This window comes from Lutibacter sp. A64 (assembly GCF_022429565.1).
Lineage (GTDB): Bacteria > Bacteroidota > Bacteroidia > Flavobacteriales > Flavobacteriaceae > Lutibacter.
The window spans coordinates 487,985-507,694 of sequence record NZ_CP092487.1 but is presented as its reverse complement, the minus strand read 5'-3'; the positions used below and the strand labels follow the sequence as shown (position 1 = coordinate 507,694).

The window sequence follows — 19,710 nt, the reverse complement described above, 5'->3', positions numbered from 1 at the left end:
GGTCGTTATTTTAATTAGTTTCTTTTAGCGGCTTTAAGATTAATTTGTAATTATCAGCAATGGTAACTTTTACATTTTTGTTGTTGCGTTGGAATATTTTTTTGATACCGGTTATTTGTGGTACTCCAGAAATATTGATATCATCTATTACATCTCCTACTACTTCTTGTCTTGCTTCATCTTGAAAACTATTTTCTATATAAATCCCCTCACTTCCATCTTGAAGGTCATACGCCTTAAGTTTAAATGGTTGGTGGTTGATATTTGTAATGGCAATTATTGCCCGGTTGGGTTTAAAACTGACAAAACCATATATTTCTGTATTCTTTCGAATGCTATTACCGCTTATAATTGCATCATTTATTAGGCGCATTTTCAAACGGTAATTTTTCTTTACGGTTTGTGCTCCATTCACTACTACATAAATTTCGGAGTCTGAATTTTGAATATTTAAACTTTGATTGCTTTTTGGGTCTGATGCAAAAAATAATTGATGCTCTAGAGCTAATTGTTTGTTTTCAATTACTGTTTTGGCAGTTTTTAGAATTCCAATCGTGTCTTTTATAATTATCTTTTCTGGTAAATCGGCAGCATTTTTTCTATAGCTCTTATCTGAGTAATTAATCCGCCCTTGATTATAGATACTATCTACTATTCGCATCTTTTCTTTGCTTAATAAATCTGGATCATAAACACCTGTGGAATCTAATAATCGCTCATCATAAATACTTGGCGCATTGGTTTCTCTTACTTCTATTAAATCATTCAATGCCTCTAATTTTGAATCGTACTGCTTTTGTTCATCTTTTAATGCTGGTATTGGAATTTGATTACTTTCAATAGTAGCTGCCTCATCTTCTGAAAAGTGAATAACCGCATAGGAACCTATAAAAAGCAACACACATAAAATGATCGCTACAAATACTATTTTATTCTTTTCTATCTTCATAGCTTTCTATCTTTTTAAGTTGGTTTTCAAAAAAGTTGGTAATTAATAAACCATGGGTATTGTTTGGAAAGTTTCTATCTACCTTTATGAGATTCCCTGTTGTTATTAACTCATAAGTATCGGTTACCGACCCTCTGTTTATTTCAAAAATAGTCGTTGTTTCAAATCTATAGGGAGTTGTTTGAATGTCTATTTTTGATGTGATTTTTTTTACCTTCTGAACCAAAGAATATTGTAATAAGCGATTGTAAACTCCATCCGCTTTCTTTTGTCCATATAAACCATCAATTGAGCTATTCCCAAGCCATAAGGCTTTCTCCAAATGCTTTTCATAATTACTAGCATCTATATGATAAAAATAGGTATGAAAAAGTTCTAAATGCGCCAATACTTCTACCTCTAAATTTTCTTGTTGTGAAACCAGTTTTATAGGTATTGCACTTCCATCTGTATTCACTACAAAAGCATTATTTACAGTTTCATTGTAAAGTTTTACAACTAAGATTACTGAAACAATACTTGTTATGACTGCGCCAATAATGACCGTTAATACAATGAAACGATTTAATCTAAGCACATTGTATATATTTTTATATGGTGTTTTCATTATTCTATTATTAAATCTGTATTAGGTAGTAAAGAGTCTAAACGTAAATGAGGTCGCTTTTCGATAGAGTGTGAATTTTAGGAGTACAACAAATCCTATGGATCCCAATTGTAATAATGGAGCAAAAGTATTACTACCCCAATCTGTTCCAAATAGACTGCTCCAAAAATTAGTATTGATTTCAGTGTAGAGATGATTAACAAATACATTCACCAGGAAAAATGCGGGTACTAACATATATACGCCTGCATAGAGCTTAAAAAAATTATACGCCATTGATCTAAATTTTTCAAATACTGCCAAACTAATTACTAAAGGGAAAAAGGCTTGCATAATTCCTAACAAAAAAAAACGTTCTGCTAAGAATAGTGGATAAATAAACAAGTCTAAGAGCCATAAAAATAGTGCTATGATAAAAGACAATACTTTAAGCCCATACAAAGGTGTTACGAGTGCTTCATACAACATTGCCATTGCTTTTTTAGCAGCTTCAATTGCACCAACATCTTGTTCTAAATCTATGTCTTGCATTTGTAATGGAAGGAGTGCTGGAGCTGTATCTCTATATTGTGATTCAATTGCCACTAGTATACTATCAAATACGCCCAATACTTGTGTTGAGAAAATGACCAGTATGATCACTGCAAAGTTTTTTGCCAGCTCTGAAGATGTTAAACCCCACGTATAACCTTCATTATTAGCAACTCCTTCATTATACTTTTTTAAAATATTAATCAAAAACAGTAAAATAGCCAGTGTTTTCATTCCAGTAATAGTGTACTGTGAAAATTCACTACTTTTAATGGTAGTAAAGACTGCATCTACATATTCTAATCCTATGCTTAGTATCATTTTTATTTATTAATATGTTGTTTTCCTGCCGTTGATAACGGCTTGCATTTCTCTAAAAGCAATGATTTCTCGATAACGTTTTGTCTTTGACTCAATTTCTGCAACCATTTCTTTGGATTCTAATTCCTTTTCTTTTAAAACTGCTGCGCGTTCGGCATCGGTCATTTTAAGACTATTACTGCTTAAAATCTGGTCGATATAATCCAAACTCTCTAAAGAGTTTTCTATAATGGCATTAAAGGATTGGGATACTTTATTGACTTCACTTTGTTTAATATAAGGTGAATTCAAAATCTCTCGTAAATCGTGTTGTACTATATCAAACAGTCGTTGGTTATTTTTCGCCAATGCTCTTACTGCATTTAACTGCTTAATTACATTATTGACTTTTTCAATATTTTCTTTTTGCTGTTTTAAAAACTGTACCGTTTTTAATAATTGAGAAGTTTGTTTTGCCGATTCTACCAAAGATTTAGCAAAACTGATAAAATTTGTATTGTCGTAAACTGGCATCCCCTGACACGCAGCGCGTATAGGCGATAATAAAATTATGATAAGCGCTAAGGCTAGTATTTTGATGTTTCTTTTGGCTTTCATATGCTTTGTTTTTAATGGTTCATATTTTTATAATTGCTGTTTCACAAAAGTGTTAATAGCTTCTTCCATATTGTTTGTTTCTTTATAAATCCGCATTATGCGGTCGCTTTCTTTTCCATCTGTGAGATACGCTGCATACACTTCTTTAGGAACTTCTAACCTGAAAATATTACTCTCCTGACCTATCTTGATAAACATTTCTGTATACTTTCTTGGGCCTGTAAGATTGTTGCGAATTGATTTTAATTGGTTTAAATCGTGACTAGAGAGACTAAGCCTCTTTTGAAGTTCTTCATAGCCCTTTTCATTTTTTAGACTATAAACTACTTGAGTATTTTCTAGAATACTTGCCGATGTGGAATTATCTGGTAATTGATTTATGGATTGTAAAATAATTCCAATCGCTCCATTTTGTTTTCGAATAGCTTGGTAGTAAAATTCAACACTTTCTAGTACATTTTCAAATTTGAGTTGTTTGGCAAACTCATCAAAAAGAATGATTCCTTTTTCAGATTTATTTCTCCATATAGTACGCTGAATGGCTGATTTAATAAGCTTCAGCATAACTGATAGAATTTCCTTATTGTCTTTTACTTCATCTAGTTCAAAAACAATCAATCGCTTGTCTTCAATCTTATAGGTTTGATCTCCGCTTACATTGAATAAAAAACTATACAAACCATCGTCTACATATTCTGAAAGGATATGTAAAAAGTTATAGATACTAAAATAAGATTCCTGTATTTTGAGCTCCTCAATCAAGGTATCTTTCCGATCATCTACAAATTGATATAAACTTTCCAAGGAATGATTTTTTCGAATAAATTTATAATAGTAAAGCAGTACTTTTTTGATAGCAACTTCTTCTGCTTTGGTTGCCTTTTTACCAGATGCTAATAATTCCAATATAAAAATGGATAAATCTTCTAGTCGTTCTGGTGTTAAATCTGTTTCATCAGAAATATAAAAAGGATTGATTCCTAAATTCTTTCCTTGTTCGTATCTTAAAATAATATGATTATCTGGATATAATTTTGCAAACTTCGAATATGAACCTCCTAAATCAATAATTACGAGTCGTACATTTTGCTCAAAATACTGACGAAGAATATTATTTGCCAAAAAGGATTTTCCTTCACCTGTGGGTGCAAAAATGGCAAAGTTGCGTGCTTTAATGCGTTTCTTCTGTTCATCCCAAACATCTTTGAGTACTGGAATGTTGTGCTGCCGATCATTAAAGATGACGCCAGTGGCGTCTGACAAGTAATTTGTATTGTTTATGAATAAACAAAGAGAATGTTTTAAATCTGTTACATATAAATCTTCATTGGAAAAGTTGGATGCAAAACAACAATAAGAATTCAAAAAATAGTTTTTTCGCTCTTCCCCTTTTGGATAATAGGGAACAATGTCTAATTCCTTAAACTCCGTTTTTATTTTTGAAGCAATACTACTTAGCTCTTGAGCTTCTTGAGACCAGAAAACAATATTGAGATGTCCTCTAATAATTCTGGAAGAATCGTCTTGATTTATCTGAGTTACAATCTTTTCTATTTTCTTTAAAATGACCTTGTTCTGTGTCCCAAAATTGGAGCTTTTGTTCAATTCTTCTATCCTCTTTTCTAATAATTTTCTCCATTTATGTTTGTCATCTAGGTATATAATTTGATTGACAATATGGTTCTCATTGAGATTTAGTCCCAATCCGTCAATAAACCCTTGATGAAATACAAAATCATCTGATGTGAATTTATCATTGGTTTTACTGCTTTGTAGGTGTTCTCCAAAACAAAGCTCACTATTGACTGCCAATACATCAAAATGATTCTCGCCGATTTCAATCCCTGATTTGCTGAGTTGAATATCTGTGTCGAACCCTTCATTAAATCCATTGAAGTAGGTATTGGTTAATCTCAAAATTTCATCTTTACCTATCGGTGTCATTGACACCTTTCTGCTATTATTAATATAAGAAACAGCATCATTTACTGAGGCTATAAATTCTGTAACAGTATGATCTAATTTCTTATGAATACCCTTTTCAACTTTACGAAATGGATTGGTAAACTTAGAAGCGTTTAATGCCTTATTTTGAGGAAGGATAAAATATAGGTAGCTATTGTGCTGTAAGTAATCACGTCCTTTAAAATAGTTGTGTGTTGCCTTTTCTAAAAAGCTACCATTAGAAATGTCTTTAGCATTATAGACTGCTTTCTTATAAATATCCTGCTTTTGAATTACTGTACTGGTTGGCAACGATTTAAAAGCTTGAAACCATAAGCCGTGAATATCTTCAAAGTCTGACTCAGACAGAGAATACACCTCTGGCAAGTTACTTTTATAACCTAAAATAATATTACCATTACTGGCAAATACTATGTTTTGCTGAATATCTAAAATAGGATGATAAGCGGATAAATTAATTTTATTCATAATATAAATAGCTTATTTTTTTATTACTAATAGCCTGTGGAAACACTTTTTGAATGTGCAGTATGTATGGATGTTTTGTGATATGCGTTAAAGCTATATAAAGTCCTGCATTGCATACAAACACTGAAATAATGACTGTAAAGCTGAACGAAAAGATGATTAAAAGTAGTGAGCCAATAATAGCTATCATCATCAGTGCAAATAGTGCTATAGGTAAACCCATTATCTCAGCACGCTTTCTAATATCTTTATAAACTTCAAACTTTTTCATAATCATTATTGATTAATTGCCTAATGTCGCTTAGCGACTAGACTACGATTCCAATTAAGTATGTGAAAATTCCTACCACTGCTCCTGCAATTAGTACAAAAACTAATACACGTGTAATTCCTTTTTTTAAATCGGCATTTTCACCAAAGAAATGTCCTGCATTAAAAAGGAATCCTATTAAAAAGATAACTCCCAAAATAATAGGGAAAATGGCTCGGATAGTATCCGAAACATCATTTACAGAATCCTCTATTCCTCCAATTTGTGCAAATAGTGCATTTGAAATAAGTAGTAATAAGGCGGTTACATAATGTGATTTTTTCATGTCTAAATAGTTTTAAATTTTGTTTGATTTTGATATTGGAAAAATAACGTATATTACTATTCAAAATACTGATTAACAGTCTTTTGTTAATAAAATAAACTCTAAACTAGATTGTATTTTTTTGATGTGAATTGACATCAAATTGTATGAATATTTAAAACACCTATGTTAATAAGTCTAAAATTTTGGAAGTACCTGAAGCTAAAAAACGTCAGTTTTGTGATTTTGATGCTGCAAATGTGTTTCATTTTTGGGCAGCAGAAAGTAATTGTTATTGATGTTGGACACGGTGGAATTGATTCTGGAGCAATTGGTGTAAATGGAGTTTCTGAGAAAGATGTAGTGTTGGATGTTGGATTAGAAATTTTAAGATTGAATAAAACGGTTTTAGATAATAAATTGGATATTTATCTTACTAGATATAAAGACACTTTGATTTCTTTAACTAATAGAAGTAAATTAACTAAAAACTTAAAAGCAGACGTATTTGTTTCATTGCATTGTAATGCTTCTAATTTGCCTTCAAAAGGAATTGAGGTTTATGTACATAATTGGAATAACCAAAACACCAAAAAATCAATTGCTCTTAGTATAGCCGTTCTTGATGAAAGCACTCAAAAGTTAGGTTTTAAAAAGCGAGGTGTGAAATTTGCAAATTTTCAAGTGTTAAGGGAAACTACTTTTTGTCCTGCAATTCTTGTAGAATTAGGTTTTGTCACAAATTTGGATGAAGCGGATTATTTTTTGAAGTCTCAAAATATTAGAGCTATGGCATTGGCGGTTTTATTGGGAATTACTAATTATTTAAATACTAGATTATGAAAATGTTTTTTGTAGAGATTGGGAAAAGTTTAAAGCAACTATTAGCAGTGCTTATTTCAGAAATTAAAAGATTCTTTAAATATTGTTTATTCTTTTAAGAACTCCCTAAAATTCTCATTTGTAATCACCTTTACTTTTGTATTGTACGTATTCACAAACGTTTTAGGAATTTTAACTTTACTTTTTGGATTCCATTTTATTTCAATTCCAGTAACTATTCCTGCTTCTTCCTCTACATAATCAATTTCTTGTTGCTGTACGGTTCGCCAGAAATAGCCTTTAGCTAATGAACTAGTATATGCGTTGTGTTTTAATCGTTCCGCAATTAAAAAGTTTTCCCAAAGACTGCCTTTATCCTGACGCACTTCTAACGAATTTAAATCACCAATAATCATGTTTCTAACACCTGTATCATAGAAATATATTTTTTGATTGGTTTTTATTTCATTTCGTAAGTTTTTACTGAAACTAGGTAATTTGAAAACGACATAGGCTTGACAAAGCAAATCAATATAATTAGACACGGTTTTTTTATCGATACCTAGTAATTGCGCCAGTTCATTATAACTCACTTCACTACCTATTTGAAATGCTAAGGCTCGCAATAACTTTTCTAAAATTTCAGGTTTACGAATACCACCATAGCTCAATATATCTTTGTAAAGATAACTATCTGTTAATTGCTTTAGAACATCTTTTTCATCTCCAAAATTATTGATAACATCTGGATACATTCCGTATACAACTCGAAGTTCTAATTGCTGCTGAGCTTTTAAATAACCAACGTCACCTTCAAACTCAGACCACGAAATAGGATATAATTGATATTCCCATTTTCTTCCAGTTAAAGGCTCTTGAGTTTGATTATTGAGTTCAAAAGCAGACGAGCCACTAACCAATAGTTGTACAGATTTAAACTGATCTGTAATTAACTTTAATGTTAAACCAATATTTTCAATACGCTGTGCTTCGTCAATAAAAAGAATTTTATAGTTTCCTATAATATTTTTAAGCTGCTCTATATTAGGGTTCGTAAGTAGTTTTCTAACCGTTGGATCATCACCATTAAGAAATAGATGTTCTTTACCCTCTAATAATTTATTAAAAAGAGTCGTTTTCCCTACTTGGCGAGGACCAATTAAAAGAATAGCTTTACCTTTACCAAAACGATTAACAATTAGTTTTTCTAAGTCTCTTTTTATCATAATTAGTGATTATAATCCCCAAATATACTATTTTTCAGGGATTATATTCCGTAAATATAGATAAATTTTAAATTACCCTCTTGTATAAATCTCTCTCTAATGACTAATTAAACCGATAACCACCCAATTACACACTTTATTTAATATATAAAAACCCTTTCTAAGTTCCAGAAATAGCATCAGGATATTCATCATTTATATTTTAATGAGTCTTCATTAATCATAATTCAAAAATTCTGCAATATATTATTTTAGTGCCAAAACTTTGGCTAGTATCTTTTATCAGAACTTTTTTTATCAAAAGCAATCAAATTAAACAATTGTCGCATTCTTGATCTTACACGATTTCCATAATATTCTTCTAATTCTTGAGCATTTAAATTGGTAGTACAATGTGTTTTAAATCTGTATTTTGAAAACAACTCGTAGCGAGAAAGTAAAATTTCGCCCATTACATTGCAGTCTTTCCCAAAAAACACTAATACTAATATATTTTATTTAGTTATATCTTAATATAAATATAATTCTAAATACAGTATTAAACCTTATCATAAAATGTGCTACACGTTATTAATAAAAATTAAAAAATTTAAGATTATATTCAATGATTATATATTATACATCACATAAAATGCTTTTAGCATGGACTTATGGCTAATCAATTACTTACTATTAAATCTAAAACTGATTGTAAATTAGTTTCCTTATTATAAACATATATGATTATTATTCAACCCAATTAAAACTATTTTCATCCACCATTAATTGTTTTCCTTTAAAATAAAGTTTTAGAATAGCTGTTTTACGGGGCTGAACATTTTCTTCTGAATAATGAGTGTGTAGAACATAATTCATATTTCCATTCTTATCGTAAAAAACATCTCCATGTCCTGACCCAGAGTAATTCGTATTAGATTGAGAAATTATTGGGTTATCTTTGCTTTTCTCCCAAGGTCCTATAGGTTCTTTACTAGTAGCATATCCTACTGCATAATCTGGGTTTCTAAAATCATTTGCGGAATAAAGCAGGTAATAAAGTCCGTTATGTTTAAAAACTGTTGGTCCTTCTGCTACTGGCCACTCCACCTTTTCAGTGTTTTCCCAATTCTCTTTGGCATTAATACATTCTTTTAAAGTTTCAGGCTTAATGCTTTTAAAATCTTCATTCATTTCTGCTACAAAGATTCTATTCCCATTCTGCAAACGCACATGATATAAATAAGCCTTCCCTTTATCAAAAAATATAAACGGATCTATTTGTTTCACCGGAGCATCCAAAGCCTTCATATTATTAGTAAATGGTCCTAGAGGATTATCAGAAGTAGCAATCGAAATATGTTCATTAGCTGTATAAGCAATGTAATATTTTGAATTATATTTAAAGACCTGTGGTGCCCAGAAGCCTTGATCTCCAAAAGCATCACCTTTCTTTAAGGCAAACCCATCTGTGGCTCCTAAAGGTCCTTCCCATCGCTTTAAATCATTTGATGAGTATACCAGAAAACCTTCACCATTAATATTGGGATCACCTTTTGTTCCATATATATAGTATATTTCGTTATCTTTAAAAATCGTCGGATCTGCCAAATAAATTTGATCTCGTTCTAAATTCTGAGCAGTACAACTTATATTACTTAAAAGTATGAGGATAAGAATATATTTTAGTTTCATATTTTATGTTTTAGGTATATCGATTTTTAAAATAGAAGGTGTTCCATTACCAATTATAGGCCATCCATTTTTATAATAAATTTTATCCATCAAAAAAAAACGCCCTTTCTCAGAATCTTGAAGGTCAATCGCATGATACATTATCCAGTCTTGCCCTTCTTCATCTGTTATTACAGAATTATGACCAGGTGCACGCCAGTGATCATTGTTGCTCAATATATAGGGCTTCCCATTATTATTCTTAAACTTTTCAAATGGTCCTGTAGGACTTTCTGATCTTGCTACCATAACTGCATAATGAGCGTTTTCACCACAACAATTATCGCCAGAATAATATAAATAATAGAAATTTAAATGCTTTTGTAACCACGCACCTTCCACTAAATTCTCATAGTTTTCAGAATTATCCTCAGATATAGGAAAAATCAAATTCTTAGGTCTGCTACCTTCTTTAAAACTTAAAAAATTGTCTGAAAGTTCCTGAACTTTTATACTTTCAAATCCAGATCCCCAATACAGATAATTTCTACCAGAAGTCCTATCACAATAAACCATTGGATCTATATTTTTAAAACCTTCCCCACATAACAGTGGTTCTCCTTTATCTTTGAATGGACCTTCAGGAGAATCCGAAACAGCTACTCCTAAACATTTCCCAATATTTTGACCTTTAGATTCCCCAGAATAGAAAAGGTAATATTTTCGTGTGTTTTCATTATAAACTACATGTGGTGCCCAAAAATCTTTATCCGCCCATATGGGTTTTTCAGGAAGCGCATCTGGTAACGTTTTCCACTGTAAAAGATCATATGATTTTAAGATTTGAATATTTATTTGAATCCCATCAATTTTAGTATTAGTAGCATATGCATAATATGTTCCATTTTCAGCTTTAATAACTGTAGGATCTGGGAAATCCCTCTTTACAACTGGATTTGTATAAAATTTATTTTCATTTTGAACTTCCAGTTTTGTTGATAATTTCTCTTGATAATCCTGACAGCCTAACAAGCAAAAAATAAATTGTAAACCAAATAATATTTTAGATAACCTAATCATTAATTTTTATTGTTTTCCACAGAAAATTGATATAAAGAAACCGTATGGTATTCATCTTTAGGATTGAGAATAATTGAAGGAAAACTCTTCTGATTTGGAGCATCTGGAAAATGCTGTGTTTCTAAAGCAAATGCTGTTCTATATTTATCTTTAACACCTGATTTGAATCTGTTTTTCCCCTCCATAAAGTTTCCACTGTAAAATTGAATTCCAGGTTCTTGTGTGTATACATCCATTATAATACCTGATTCATCTCCAATTATGGTCGCTGCATGATCCATGCCTCTTCCTTTAGTTCCATTCAATACAAAATTATGATCATAACCCTTTCCGAATTGTAACTGTTCATTTTCAAATTTTATTCTTTCACCTATAGTATGGAAATCAGTAAAATCGAATGGAGTCCCTTTAACTTCCTTATGCTGTCCAAACGGTATAAGTCCTTCATCCACCGGTGTAAATTTATCTGCAAAAAACCTAACTCGATGATTTAAAATAGTCCCGCTACCTTCACCATTCAAATTGAAAAAAGCATGATTGGTAAGGTTTACTGGTGTTTCCTTATTAGTAACAGCATGATATTCCATTTTTAACGATTGCATATCCGTAATAGAATAAGTTACTTGCACTTCCAAATCCCCTGGGAAACCTTCTTCCATATCGGGTGAAGTATAGTTTAATTTCAGTGTTTTTGCATCTGGTTGCTCTACATTCCAAACCACATATTGAAAACCTTTTTTACCACCGTGCAAACTGTTTTCTCCATTATTTAAAGGAATAGTATACTGCTTGCCATCAATTTGAAATTTACCTTTGGCAATTCTGTTCCCTACTCGACCGATGGTTGCACCGAAATAGGGTTCGGTTGAATTTGCATAAGCTTTCACATTACCCATTCCAGTTATCACATCTATCATTTTACCATTTACATCTGGAACCCATAAACCAACAATTCGCCCTCCATAGTTCGTGAAAGCTGCTTTCATACTATCAGTTTCGATCCAATATAATTTAACCTGTTTACCATCTATTAGAGTGTCAAACTCTTTGGAATTTAAATAAGTTTCTTTATTGAAACTTTGTTTTTCTGTTTTAATTTTCACAGATTTTCCCTTTTTTGCTAAACTATCCTTACACGAGTTCAACGTAAAAATAAAAAGAACAACAAGAATATTAGTGATTTTTAAATGTTTCATCGAAAATATTATTTAAGTTCTGAATTCAGTTTTTTAATAAGATTTACTTCATCTTGACGATAAGGTGTTCCGTCTTTTCTAAAAATATCATGAAACCACTCTATCGGCTCTTCACCAGATTCAATAGGAGTATTCCATGCATAGATAGTATTTGTTTTCCCTTTTACTAACCCCCAGTTAATTGCTCCAATATTTTTTTTATGAAGTAAAGTTAGGGTATTGGCAAAAGTATTATTTCTTGTACGTGCCATATATTCTGTACAAATCATTGGGCGACCATGAGTTTTTAAAAGCTCAATAATTCTATTATGATTTTGTGGTTCATCATAACAGTGATAAGTGATAATATCTGAATGTAATGCTTGGAAAGTATTAAGATCTTTAAGGCTCCACTTCCACAATCCTGCAGATATAGGCTGAGAAGGATTTACTTCACGAGCCCATTTGAACACATTTTCTAAAAGTGCCATAGATTCATTTCCCTTATCATTATTCCCTGGTTCATTATAAAGATCCCAAAACAAAATTCGAATATCATTTCCGAACGTAGAGAGAATATCTTTTACGTATACCTCTAGATCTCTTGAATTTGACATATCTACAGATTGAGGATATCCTGGATCCTGAACCCATCCGGAGTTGTGTGTACCTGGCTTTGGATCAGGTTGTTTTCCGATTTTAGGGCTGGCATCCCATACATCATCAAATAAAACAAAAATAGTCTGAATATTATGAGAATCAGCTATTTCTAGGTATTCTTTAATTCGTGATTTGAATCCTTCCTTATCAGCTTTATATACCAAACTATGAAGATATACACGCATAATATTAAAGCCAATACCTTCAGCAAAACCAAGTTCTTTATCAATTGTTTTAGGATCAAAAGTATTTTCCTGCCACATCTCTAATTGATTGATAGCAGTACTCGGAATAAAATTAGCACCTGTTAGCCAATCTTGCTTTTCGTACCAGTCCTTCGCCTTTTTCCTACTCCATCGATCTTGAGCGCTTAAACTCCCAAAAAATAATACTAAGACTATTAAAGTATATAATGTTTTTTTCATAATTTTATTTTTGTGACGGTATTTTTAAAATAGTTTCTTCAGATACTGGAATTCCAAAATTTGGAGTTCCATCTTTATTCCAATTTATTTTTTGCATTCTTGGAGATCTCTTTCCTCCACAACCATCTCCAGGATTAGAATTTGCATGATACAATATCCAGTCCTCTGTTCCATCCGGAGATTTAAAAAAGGAATTATGTCCAGGTGCATAGACCAAATTTTCTTCAGATTTGGTAAAAATAGGCTTCGAGTGTTTTTCCCATGAAGCTGGGTCCAAAAGATCATCACCTGTAAAACTCAACATCCCTAGAGAATAATAATCTGTCCAACAACCATTTGCAGAAAAAACAATAAATATTTTTCCATTATGTTCTAGATATTGGGGACCTTCATTTACATTAACATGTGGTGGATTTATTTCATCATCTAGATCACCCTGCTTCTCCCAAATGTATGAAGGTTCTGAGATTAAAACTCTATTACCTTCTATTGTTATAGGATTTTTCATTTTAGCAATGTAAATATTCTGTTGGCCGTTTATGTCACCTTCCCATCCTGACCAAACCATATAAAGTTCATCTTTATATTTAAAAATATTTCCGTCAATCGCCCAACGGTCAGGATTAGCAGCAATTTTCCCTTTAAACTTCCATTCACCTTTAAATGGATCCTTAGATTTATTTTCCAGAACATACATACGATGATTCTTATTATCCCCATCATCCGCAGCAAAGTATACATACCATTTACCATCTATTATATGAAACTCAGGAGCCCAAATATTTTTGGAATACATTGTATCTTCGGGTGGAATCCAAATTGTTTTACTTTCAGCGTCTTTTATATTCGCTAAATTTTTTGTTTTCCAAAGCACTAATCTGTTCTGAAGCGTATTTGTATAATAATAGTAACCATCATAAAAAGTACTGTATGGATCTGCTCCAGAACTTAAAATTGGATTTGTGAATTTGCCCGACTGTGCAAAAGTAGTGACGCTTGCGAGCAAAAGTAGCAAGCTAAGATTATAGATTTTTTTCATATTTGTTTATATTTTTAGTCTTAACCATGTATATGGCGAATTTGCTTGTGTTGTAGAAATCATTTCAAAATAACTTGCATTTCCTTTTTCAATAAGTTCCATACTGAAACCAATTCTGGAATCTGAATCAGGCTTCCCACCAATAGAATTCCACGGAATGGATATTTCCTGAATGTATCCATCAATGTTACTTACAGCAGTTTTTATTCCAGGTATTTCGATTTCTATCCATTCTGAATTATTCCCTTCGAAAGCTTGAATTTCATTATTAGCAGAAATATTTATTTTAAATACACCAATCTCTGGTTTCTTATAATTCTTATTTAAAGGATCCAAATAAATAATACTTCCGTCATTATTATTAATATTTGCCGATGTACTCGAAATAACCTTATCTAAAACTTTTGTGATAACATACAAATAATTAGCATCACTCAAAATATTAGCCTTCAATTGGGTTTCCCCTTTATGAGCAATTAAAATAGGAAAATCATATAACCATACATCTTCTAAAATTTCACCATCTATTAAAACGGATGCATTTTCAACTTCTAATTCGGGAATGATAAAACCTTTAATCATCCATACTTCAGCGCTTTTAGTGCTTGAAAAAGCATTCGTAGTCGTTGAAGCGACAACTGAGTTATCTTTAAGTACGGCAATGCTATTCCATAGAGAAGAAGAATTTTCAGGAATAATAAATGGAGTTGTAATTCTATCAAAATTTTTGACACTATCATCCCCAATTGCCACTCTCATTTCAGCATTATTAAGACTATTTCCGTTTCTATTTTCAGTTCCTTGATAAGAAAGAAGGGTTTCACTGGTAAGCAATTGTGCTAGATATGGAGCTCCTGCGTGTTCAGAATCTTCAATGGGCTCCTTTAATGCATAACTTCTATTTTCACTATTTCCTCCAACGATTTGAGACCAATTCTCAGAAATTGAATTTCTAATAATGTAAGGTTTAAATTCATTATTACTACCATTATCTTCTATAGAATAAACAATTTCATTTTTATTTTGAAGATAAATAGGAGAAGGCATACCATCCCGACTTCCACTTCTAAAGCTGGCGATTTCGGGTTCTTTGGTCCACGTAATTCCGTTATCTGTAGATCTTAGCACAGAAATATTTTGCTCATTAGTACTTTGATAAATATTTTCATTTGAAAATAATAACTGGATTTCTCCACTGGGTAATTGTAATAAAGTGGGTTCCCAAACACCATTTTCAAATTTGGTATCTCCCTCATAAACTATTTGATCATCATCCCAAGTCATTCCACCATCTGTACTTAAGATTGTTTTAATCAAAAATCTCTTAGAAATGGCAGCAGTTTCACCAGGACGGGGATTATAACACAGTAAAACATTCCCATTTTCCAGTAGTAGAAGATCTGGTGTTGCCATATTAACCCCTTCGTTATAAGTAGCTACATATATAGCTTCTGACCAAGAACTACCAAGATCATTGCTCCTTTTTACTAACACATTTCCATTAGATTCATAAGTTACGAGCAGCGACTCATCACTTAATTGAATAAGTCTTGCATAACCGTTGTAACTCAGTTCATTCTCTTTAGATATTTGTGTTTGTGTAGTATAATCCCACGCAATTCTAATTCCGGGAACAGGATCTTCTGTTTCGATTTCTGAATAAGGATTTTCAGGATCAATAGGATTATCTGACTCAAGAGATTGATCCGCAGAACAACTGAGAACACAAATACCGTACATAATTATTATTGATTTTTGTAGATATTTCATAAGCTAATTTTTTTCTATTTCTTGTGAAATTCCAAATTCACTAACCAAACTATTATATTCCTCATTTGAAATCGTAATCATACAACCATGTCTAACTTTCGATGGTAAACTATATTTATCCCAATCACTAAAAAAAGTATAACCTGATGCCTGATACCACGGGCCATTTAAGTTATCTGAGATCGAAAGTCCATAAGACACACCTGGATATTGCTCATAATATAAATACCAATTATCTCCATCTGGTGAAGGAATTAAGGTTGGCGCTTCCCTAAAATTTGGACTTATAGGATCTTGAGGAAGGGAATATGGTCCCAATAAAGAACCAGATCTGGCAATCCGAATTGTTTTTCCTGTTGGCCAATAAAGTGTAGGATAGGTTTCATCTTTTAAAATCGCATAATAACTACCATCAATTTTTCTGATAATAACATCAATAGTACCCAAATCCCAATCAAAAAGTCGCTGAGGAGGCCCTTCAAAAGTCTTAAGATCTTTAGACAAAACATAAAGTGTACGTTGGCTTGCCCAGTAACTTTCAGGATCTTCTTTAGATCCTTCTTTATGAGGTGTATGCCAGGTCATAATAAATTGAGAAGAGTCATCGTCATAAAAAAGTTTTGGCGCGCCAATGCGCTGTAATGCTTCTGCATAGCCAGACGTTGCCTTTAGATCTGGCGTGTAAACTGAATACTTTTTCCAAGAGATCAGATCTTCAGAAACCCAAATGTTTATGTCTGGTGAAGAATCACTAGTATTCCCAGCTATATAGTATTTTCCTTGTGGTCCTTTTACAATATCAGGATGTCCTTGATAATCTTCAAAAACTCGTTTTCCATCATTTAAGTTCTGCCAATGCAAACCATCTTTGGATACAGAATAATATAGCCTTCCATAGTCCTGATTTGTCATATGTGCAAACAAGTAGGCCTCATTTTTAGGTTTTCCTCCTTCTTTCACCTGTCCTGGAGGATTAGGTTGTTGCGCAAAAACGGGCATAAACATCATATTGACAAAAAGTAATAATATGAAATATTTTTTCATAAGTAAAAAACCGCCATCCACATTACATAAAATGGCGGGATATTTTTTTTTAATGTTTATTTACTTCAGAAGTAAGCATTTTGATTAAATCAGTTTCTTCTTTTTTATAAGGTTCCCCATCATTTCTAAAAACTTCATGAAACCATATATTTGGCACGGAAGTATAGGTTTTAGTCCAGCTATCCCAAGGATATTTTGTTTGAGTTTTTCCATCTACAAACCCCCAATTAAACATTCCTACATTGTACTTTTTCGCAATTGGCAAGAACCCTTGAAAAGTACTTCCGTTTGGTCTGGCCATATATTCAGTACAAAGAATAGGCTTGCCATAACGCTGTAATTCTTTTATGTTTTTCTCAAAATCTGCTGGCGTATTATAATTATGAAAAGTTATGATATCCGATTCTTCCAACTGTATTTTATGCATTGGCAGCATATTTTCAGGATTGCTCCAGTCTCCAACCCATACTCCCGATGTTAATGGTTGTATAGGATTTACAGATCGTGCCCAAACGAACGCATTTTTTAATAAAGGAATCACCAGTTCAGCTTTATTTGAAATTTCAACATCTTCATAAGATGGTCCGGTCATATTATCCGGTTCATTCCAAATGTCCCATCCGAGAATACGATCATCATCCTTAAATTTACCTATAGTTTCTTTAACATATTTTTCAAGACGCCCATATTGAGTACTATCTTGAAGAACTTTTTGTCCAGGACTTTGAACCCATCCTGAATTGTGTACATGAGGTTTTGGCTCTCTCTGTTTTCCTGCTTTTGGAAAAGGGTCCCAACAAGAATCAAAAAGAACAAATAAGGTTTTAATCCCATGTTTATCAGCAATTTCAAGAAATTTATCCATTCTACTATATAATCCTTCAGGATCATTTTTATGAAGTAAGTCGTGAAGATAAACCCGCATGGTATTCATACCTATACCTTCTGCCCAACCAAGTTCTTTGTCAATAGTCTCCAAATCAAAGCTATCTTCTTGCCACATTTCCAATTGATTGATTGCTGTACTTGGATTAAAATTTGCACCTACTAACCAAGGTTGTTCACCGAACCAAGCATTTGCTTTATCCTTACTCCATATATCTCTAGATCCTGAAGTGTCAACAATTAGATTTTCATTTTTCTGATTGGATTCTTTGCAAGAGAAAAAAGTACATACCATTACCATTGCAAAAAATAAAATTATTTTTTTCATTTATCTTTTTTTTTAAATCCCTGAAGCACTTAATTCAAAAGCTTCAGGGAATAAATATTAATACTGAGGATTTTGTTCCAGATTTGGATTATTTTCAACTTCTACTTGAGGAATAGGCAATCTAATATCCTTTCCTATTTCAAAATTATTGAAATCTGGATCTCTTTCAATAATCTCGTCTACAGATTCTTGAGTATCTAAATCTCCCCATCTTTTTAAATCTTCCCATCTTACACTTTCTCCTGCAAGTTCAAAAACTCTTTCCATTTTTAAACGCTCAAGAAATTTATCTTGATTATTTCCAATTTCAGGATAAGCTTCTGCTAAGGGGGACATATTCGATCGTGCTCTTACCATATCAACATATTGATAGGCCTCTGAGGTCATTCCAAGTTCATTTAAAACTTCAGCATAACGAAGTAATACATCTGCATATCTAATAACTCTGAGGTTAACTGCAGAATAATAATCTTCATTATCTCTCTTATAATCTCTTGCTCCCTTTCTAAACCAAGCTTCTTCTTCACCCCATTCCCAATCTCTTCCATAGGTTTTATCTCCAAAATCTTCAAAAAGACTTGGATAAAATAATGTATGTCTTAATCTTGAATCAATTTCACCATCAACTGTTTTTTCCTGTTTAAATGCATCTACTAACCAGAATCTTGCTTGTCCATCTGACCATCCAATTCCTCGTGGTGCAAAGAATTGAGCTCTTGTATTCGATACTGAAGCATTAGCATCTTCACCTGTTCCTCCTCGACGCTGATCACCAAACTGAATCTCAAATACAGATTCTGAATTATTCTCATTTAGATCGGTAAAATTGTCTTTATAGTTAGCTACAAGACTGTAATTAGCTCCGTCTCCAATAACTAGAAAGTCAAGAGCTAGTTTTGCATCATTCCATTTTTCTTGTTGCATATAAACTTTGGCTAACATTGCCTTAGCGGCCCCTTTTGTTGGTCTTCCCACATTCTCATTATCCCATTGAACTGGTAAATTAGCAAAAGCATCTTCTAAATCTAATGCTACCTGTTCATAGACTTCCTGCTGTGTTGACTGTAAAGGAAGATCGTTCGGTTTTGAAGGCGCAAGAATAATTGGTGCATTTTCCCAAAGTAACCCAATAAAGTAGTAATTATAAGCTCTTAAAAATTTAGCTTCTGCTAAAATTGATTGTTTCCTAGATTCATTTTCAAATTCAATATCAGGAACATTCGCCAATACTTGATTAGCTCTAAAAATCGCCTTGTACGAATCTCTCCAAGTTACAGAATTACCTTCCCAAAAGTTATAGTTGATATAATTAAATCTTGTCCAGTCTGCAAGTTCTACCCAAGGACTTTGACTAAATCCTTCATCGGATGTTAAATCTAACCTAAAAGCCATCCACCGTGACCACATCCCATCTTTATAAAACATGGCGTATATGGAATTTACCCCCAATTCGGCATCATTTGGAGTTGCCCAAAATTGCTCTGTAGTAAGAGCATTCGGATTATTAAGATCTAGTTCGTCTTTTTGGCAGGAAACTACTGCTGCGAGCGAACAGATAACTGTAATTATTAATAGTATTTTTTTCATCTTTGT

The 19,710-nt window shown here is 32.4% G+C and carries 18 protein-coding genes and 1 pseudogene; 1 reads left to right on the top strand and 18 read right to left on the bottom strand.

Features of this window, described 5'->3' with window-relative positions:
* Positions 1-10: 10 nt before the first annotated feature.
* From traM to MKD41_RS01815, 7 genes are read right to left on the bottom strand one after another with little or no spacing between them, the layout of a single operon-like run.
* Positions 11-949 carry a conjugative transposon protein TraM gene (traM, locus tag MKD41_RS01845; protein WP_240243751.1) on the bottom strand — a complete coding sequence of 313 codons (939 nt, stop codon included), beginning with the start codon at positions 947-949 and terminating at the stop codon, positions 11-13.
* Positions 930-1,556 carry a conjugal transfer protein TraK gene (locus MKD41_RS01840; RefSeq protein ID WP_240243750.1) on the bottom strand — a complete coding sequence of 209 codons (627 nt, stop codon included), beginning with the start codon at positions 1,554-1,556 and terminating at the stop codon, positions 930-932. The genes traM and MKD41_RS01840 overlap by 20 nt, the downstream gene beginning before the upstream one ends.
* Before the next feature lie 21 nt (positions 1,557-1,577).
* The gene (locus tag MKD41_RS01835) at positions 1,578-2,408 is read right to left on the bottom strand and encodes a hypothetical protein (protein ID WP_240243749.1); all 831 of its coding nucleotides are present in this window, start codon (positions 2,406-2,408) and stop codon (positions 1,578-1,580) included.
* A 9-nt stretch (positions 2,409-2,417) separates the two neighbouring features.
* Positions 2,418-3,005 carry a conjugal transfer protein gene (locus tag MKD41_RS01830; protein ID WP_240243748.1) on the bottom strand — a complete coding sequence of 196 codons (588 nt, stop codon included), beginning with the start codon at positions 3,003-3,005 and terminating at the stop codon, positions 2,418-2,420.
* Between the two features lie 27 nt (positions 3,006-3,032).
* Entirely contained in the window at positions 3,033-5,438 is a 2,406-nt protein-coding gene (locus tag MKD41_RS01825) for a TraG family conjugative transposon ATPase (RefSeq protein WP_240243747.1), read from the bottom strand.
* Positions 5,431-5,709, bottom strand: a complete 279-nt coding sequence (locus MKD41_RS01820) for a hypothetical protein (RefSeq protein ID WP_240243746.1) — start codon at positions 5,707-5,709, stop codon at positions 5,431-5,433. Before MKD41_RS01820 ends, MKD41_RS01825 begins: the two co-directional genes overlap by 8 nt.
* A gap of 37 nt (positions 5,710-5,746) precedes the next feature.
* Positions 5,747-6,034, bottom strand: a complete 288-nt coding sequence (locus tag MKD41_RS01815; protein ID WP_240243745.1) for a hypothetical protein — start codon at positions 6,032-6,034, stop codon at positions 5,747-5,749.
* A 237-nt stretch (positions 6,035-6,271) separates the two neighbouring features.
* Here MKD41_RS01815 and MKD41_RS01810 point away from each other — a divergent pair, with 237 nt between their 5' ends.
* Positions 6,272-6,856 carry an N-acetylmuramoyl-L-alanine amidase family protein gene (locus tag MKD41_RS01810; protein WP_240243744.1) on the top strand — a complete coding sequence of 195 codons (585 nt, stop codon included), beginning with the start codon at positions 6,272-6,274 and terminating at the stop codon, positions 6,854-6,856.
* A gap of 86 nt (positions 6,857-6,942) precedes the next feature.
* On the opposite strand, the gene MKD41_RS01805 is transcribed toward MKD41_RS01810, so the two are convergent.
* From MKD41_RS01805 to MKD41_RS01755, 11 genes and pseudogenes are all read right to left on the bottom strand, one after another.
* Complete coding sequence (locus tag MKD41_RS01805; RefSeq protein ID WP_240243743.1) at positions 6,943-8,061, bottom strand: ATP-binding protein; 1,119 nt, start codon at positions 8,059-8,061, stop codon at positions 6,943-6,945.
* A 269-nt stretch (positions 8,062-8,330) separates the two neighbouring features.
* Positions 8,331-8,537: pseudogene (locus MKD41_RS01800) on the bottom strand (ATPase); the annotation flags it as partial.
* A 250-nt stretch (positions 8,538-8,787) separates the two neighbouring features.
* Entirely contained in the window at positions 8,788-9,648 is an 861-nt protein-coding gene (locus MKD41_RS01795; RefSeq protein WP_371824277.1) for a glycoside hydrolase family 43 protein, read from the bottom strand.
* Positions 9,649-9,735: 87 nt separating this feature from the next.
* On the bottom strand, positions 9,736-10,791 hold the full coding sequence (locus MKD41_RS01790) for a glycoside hydrolase family 43 protein (protein ID WP_240243741.1): 1,056 nt from the start codon (positions 10,789-10,791) through the stop codon (positions 9,736-9,738).
* Positions 10,791-11,987 carry an aldose epimerase family protein gene (locus MKD41_RS01785; protein WP_240243740.1) on the bottom strand — a complete coding sequence of 399 codons (1,197 nt, stop codon included), beginning with the start codon at positions 11,985-11,987 and terminating at the stop codon, positions 10,791-10,793. The genes MKD41_RS01790 and MKD41_RS01785 overlap by 1 nt, the downstream gene beginning before the upstream one ends.
* An 8-nt stretch (positions 11,988-11,995) precedes the next feature.
* Positions 11,996-13,051, bottom strand: coding sequence for a glycoside hydrolase family 2 TIM barrel-domain containing protein (locus MKD41_RS01780; RefSeq protein ID WP_240243739.1), 1,056 nt, complete (start codon positions 13,049-13,051; stop codon positions 11,996-11,998).
* Between the two features lie 4 nt (positions 13,052-13,055).
* The gene (locus tag MKD41_RS01775; protein WP_240243738.1) at positions 13,056-14,090 is read right to left on the bottom strand and encodes a glycoside hydrolase family 43 protein; all 1,035 of its coding nucleotides are present in this window, start codon (positions 14,088-14,090) and stop codon (positions 13,056-13,058) included.
* 6 nt (positions 14,091-14,096) lie between these two features.
* Positions 14,097-15,860 (bottom strand): sugar-binding protein, encoded by a 1,764-nt coding sequence (locus MKD41_RS01770; protein ID WP_240243737.1) that lies wholly within the window; start codon positions 15,858-15,860, stop codon positions 14,097-14,099.
* Between the two features lie 3 nt (positions 15,861-15,863).
* Entirely contained in the window at positions 15,864-16,868 is a 1,005-nt protein-coding gene (locus tag MKD41_RS01765) for a glycoside hydrolase family 43 protein (RefSeq protein ID WP_240243736.1), read from the bottom strand.
* A gap of 85 nt (positions 16,869-16,953) precedes the next feature.
* Positions 16,954-18,084 carry a cellulase family glycosylhydrolase gene (locus MKD41_RS01760; RefSeq protein ID WP_240243735.1) on the bottom strand — a complete coding sequence of 377 codons (1,131 nt, stop codon included), beginning with the start codon at positions 18,082-18,084 and terminating at the stop codon, positions 16,954-16,956.
* Between the two features lie 90 nt (positions 18,085-18,174).
* Positions 18,175-19,704 (bottom strand): RagB/SusD family nutrient uptake outer membrane protein, encoded by a 1,530-nt coding sequence (locus tag MKD41_RS01755; protein WP_240243734.1) that lies wholly within the window; start codon positions 19,702-19,704, stop codon positions 18,175-18,177.
* Between the last annotated feature and the right edge of the window lie 6 nt (positions 19,705-19,710).

Excerpts from the sequence above, each read along its gene's own strand:
- traM (WP_240243751.1), bottom strand. The coding sequence starts at position 949 with ATGAAGATAGAAAAGAATAAAATAGTATTTGTAGCGATCATTTTATGT.
- MKD41_RS01840 (WP_240243750.1), bottom strand. The coding sequence starts at position 1,556 with ATGAAAACACCATATAAAAATATATACAATGTGCTTAGATTAAATCGT.
- MKD41_RS01835 (WP_240243749.1), bottom strand. The coding sequence starts at position 2,408 with ATGATACTAAGCATAGGATTAGAATATGTAGATGCAGTCTTTACTACC.
- MKD41_RS01830 (WP_240243748.1), bottom strand. The coding sequence starts at position 3,005 with ATGAAAGCCAAAAGAAACATCAAAATACTAGCCTTAGCGCTTATCATA.
- MKD41_RS01825 (WP_240243747.1), bottom strand. The coding sequence starts at position 5,438 with ATGAATAAAATTAATTTATCCGCTTATCATCCTATTTTAGATATTCAG.
- MKD41_RS01820 (WP_240243746.1), bottom strand. The coding sequence starts at position 5,709 with ATGAAAAAGTTTGAAGTTTATAAAGATATTAGAAAGCGTGCTGAGATA.
- MKD41_RS01815 (WP_240243745.1), bottom strand. The coding sequence starts at position 6,034 with ATGAAAAAATCACATTATGTAACCGCCTTATTACTACTTATTTCAAAT.
- MKD41_RS01810 (WP_240243744.1), top strand. The coding sequence starts at position 6,272 with ATGTGTTTCATTTTTGGGCAGCAGAAAGTAATTGTTATTGATGTTGGA.
- MKD41_RS01805 (WP_240243743.1), bottom strand. The coding sequence starts at position 8,061 with ATGATAAAAAGAGACTTAGAAAAACTAATTGTTAATCGTTTTGGTAAA.
- MKD41_RS01790 (WP_240243741.1), bottom strand. The coding sequence starts at position 10,791 with ATGATTAGGTTATCTAAAATATTATTTGGTTTACAATTTATTTTTTGC.
- MKD41_RS01785 (WP_240243740.1), bottom strand. The coding sequence starts at position 11,987 with ATGAAACATTTAAAAATCACTAATATTCTTGTTGTTCTTTTTATTTTT.
- MKD41_RS01780 (WP_240243739.1), bottom strand. The coding sequence starts at position 13,051 with ATGAAAAAAACATTATATACTTTAATAGTCTTAGTATTATTTTTTGGG.
- MKD41_RS01775 (WP_240243738.1), bottom strand. The coding sequence starts at position 14,090 with ATGAAAAAAATCTATAATCTTAGCTTGCTACTTTTGCTCGCAAGCGTC.
- MKD41_RS01770 (WP_240243737.1), bottom strand. The coding sequence starts at position 15,860 with ATGAAATATCTACAAAAATCAATAATAATTATGTACGGTATTTGTGTT.
- MKD41_RS01765 (WP_240243736.1), bottom strand. The coding sequence starts at position 16,868 with ATGATGTTTATGCCCGTTTTTGCGCAACAACCTAATCCTCCAGGACAG.
- MKD41_RS01760 (WP_240243735.1), bottom strand. The coding sequence starts at position 18,084 with ATGGTATGTACTTTTTTCTCTTGCAAAGAATCCAATCAGAAAAATGAA.
- MKD41_RS01755 (WP_240243734.1), bottom strand. The coding sequence starts at position 19,704 with ATGAAAAAAATACTATTAATAATTACAGTTATCTGTTCGCTCGCAGCA.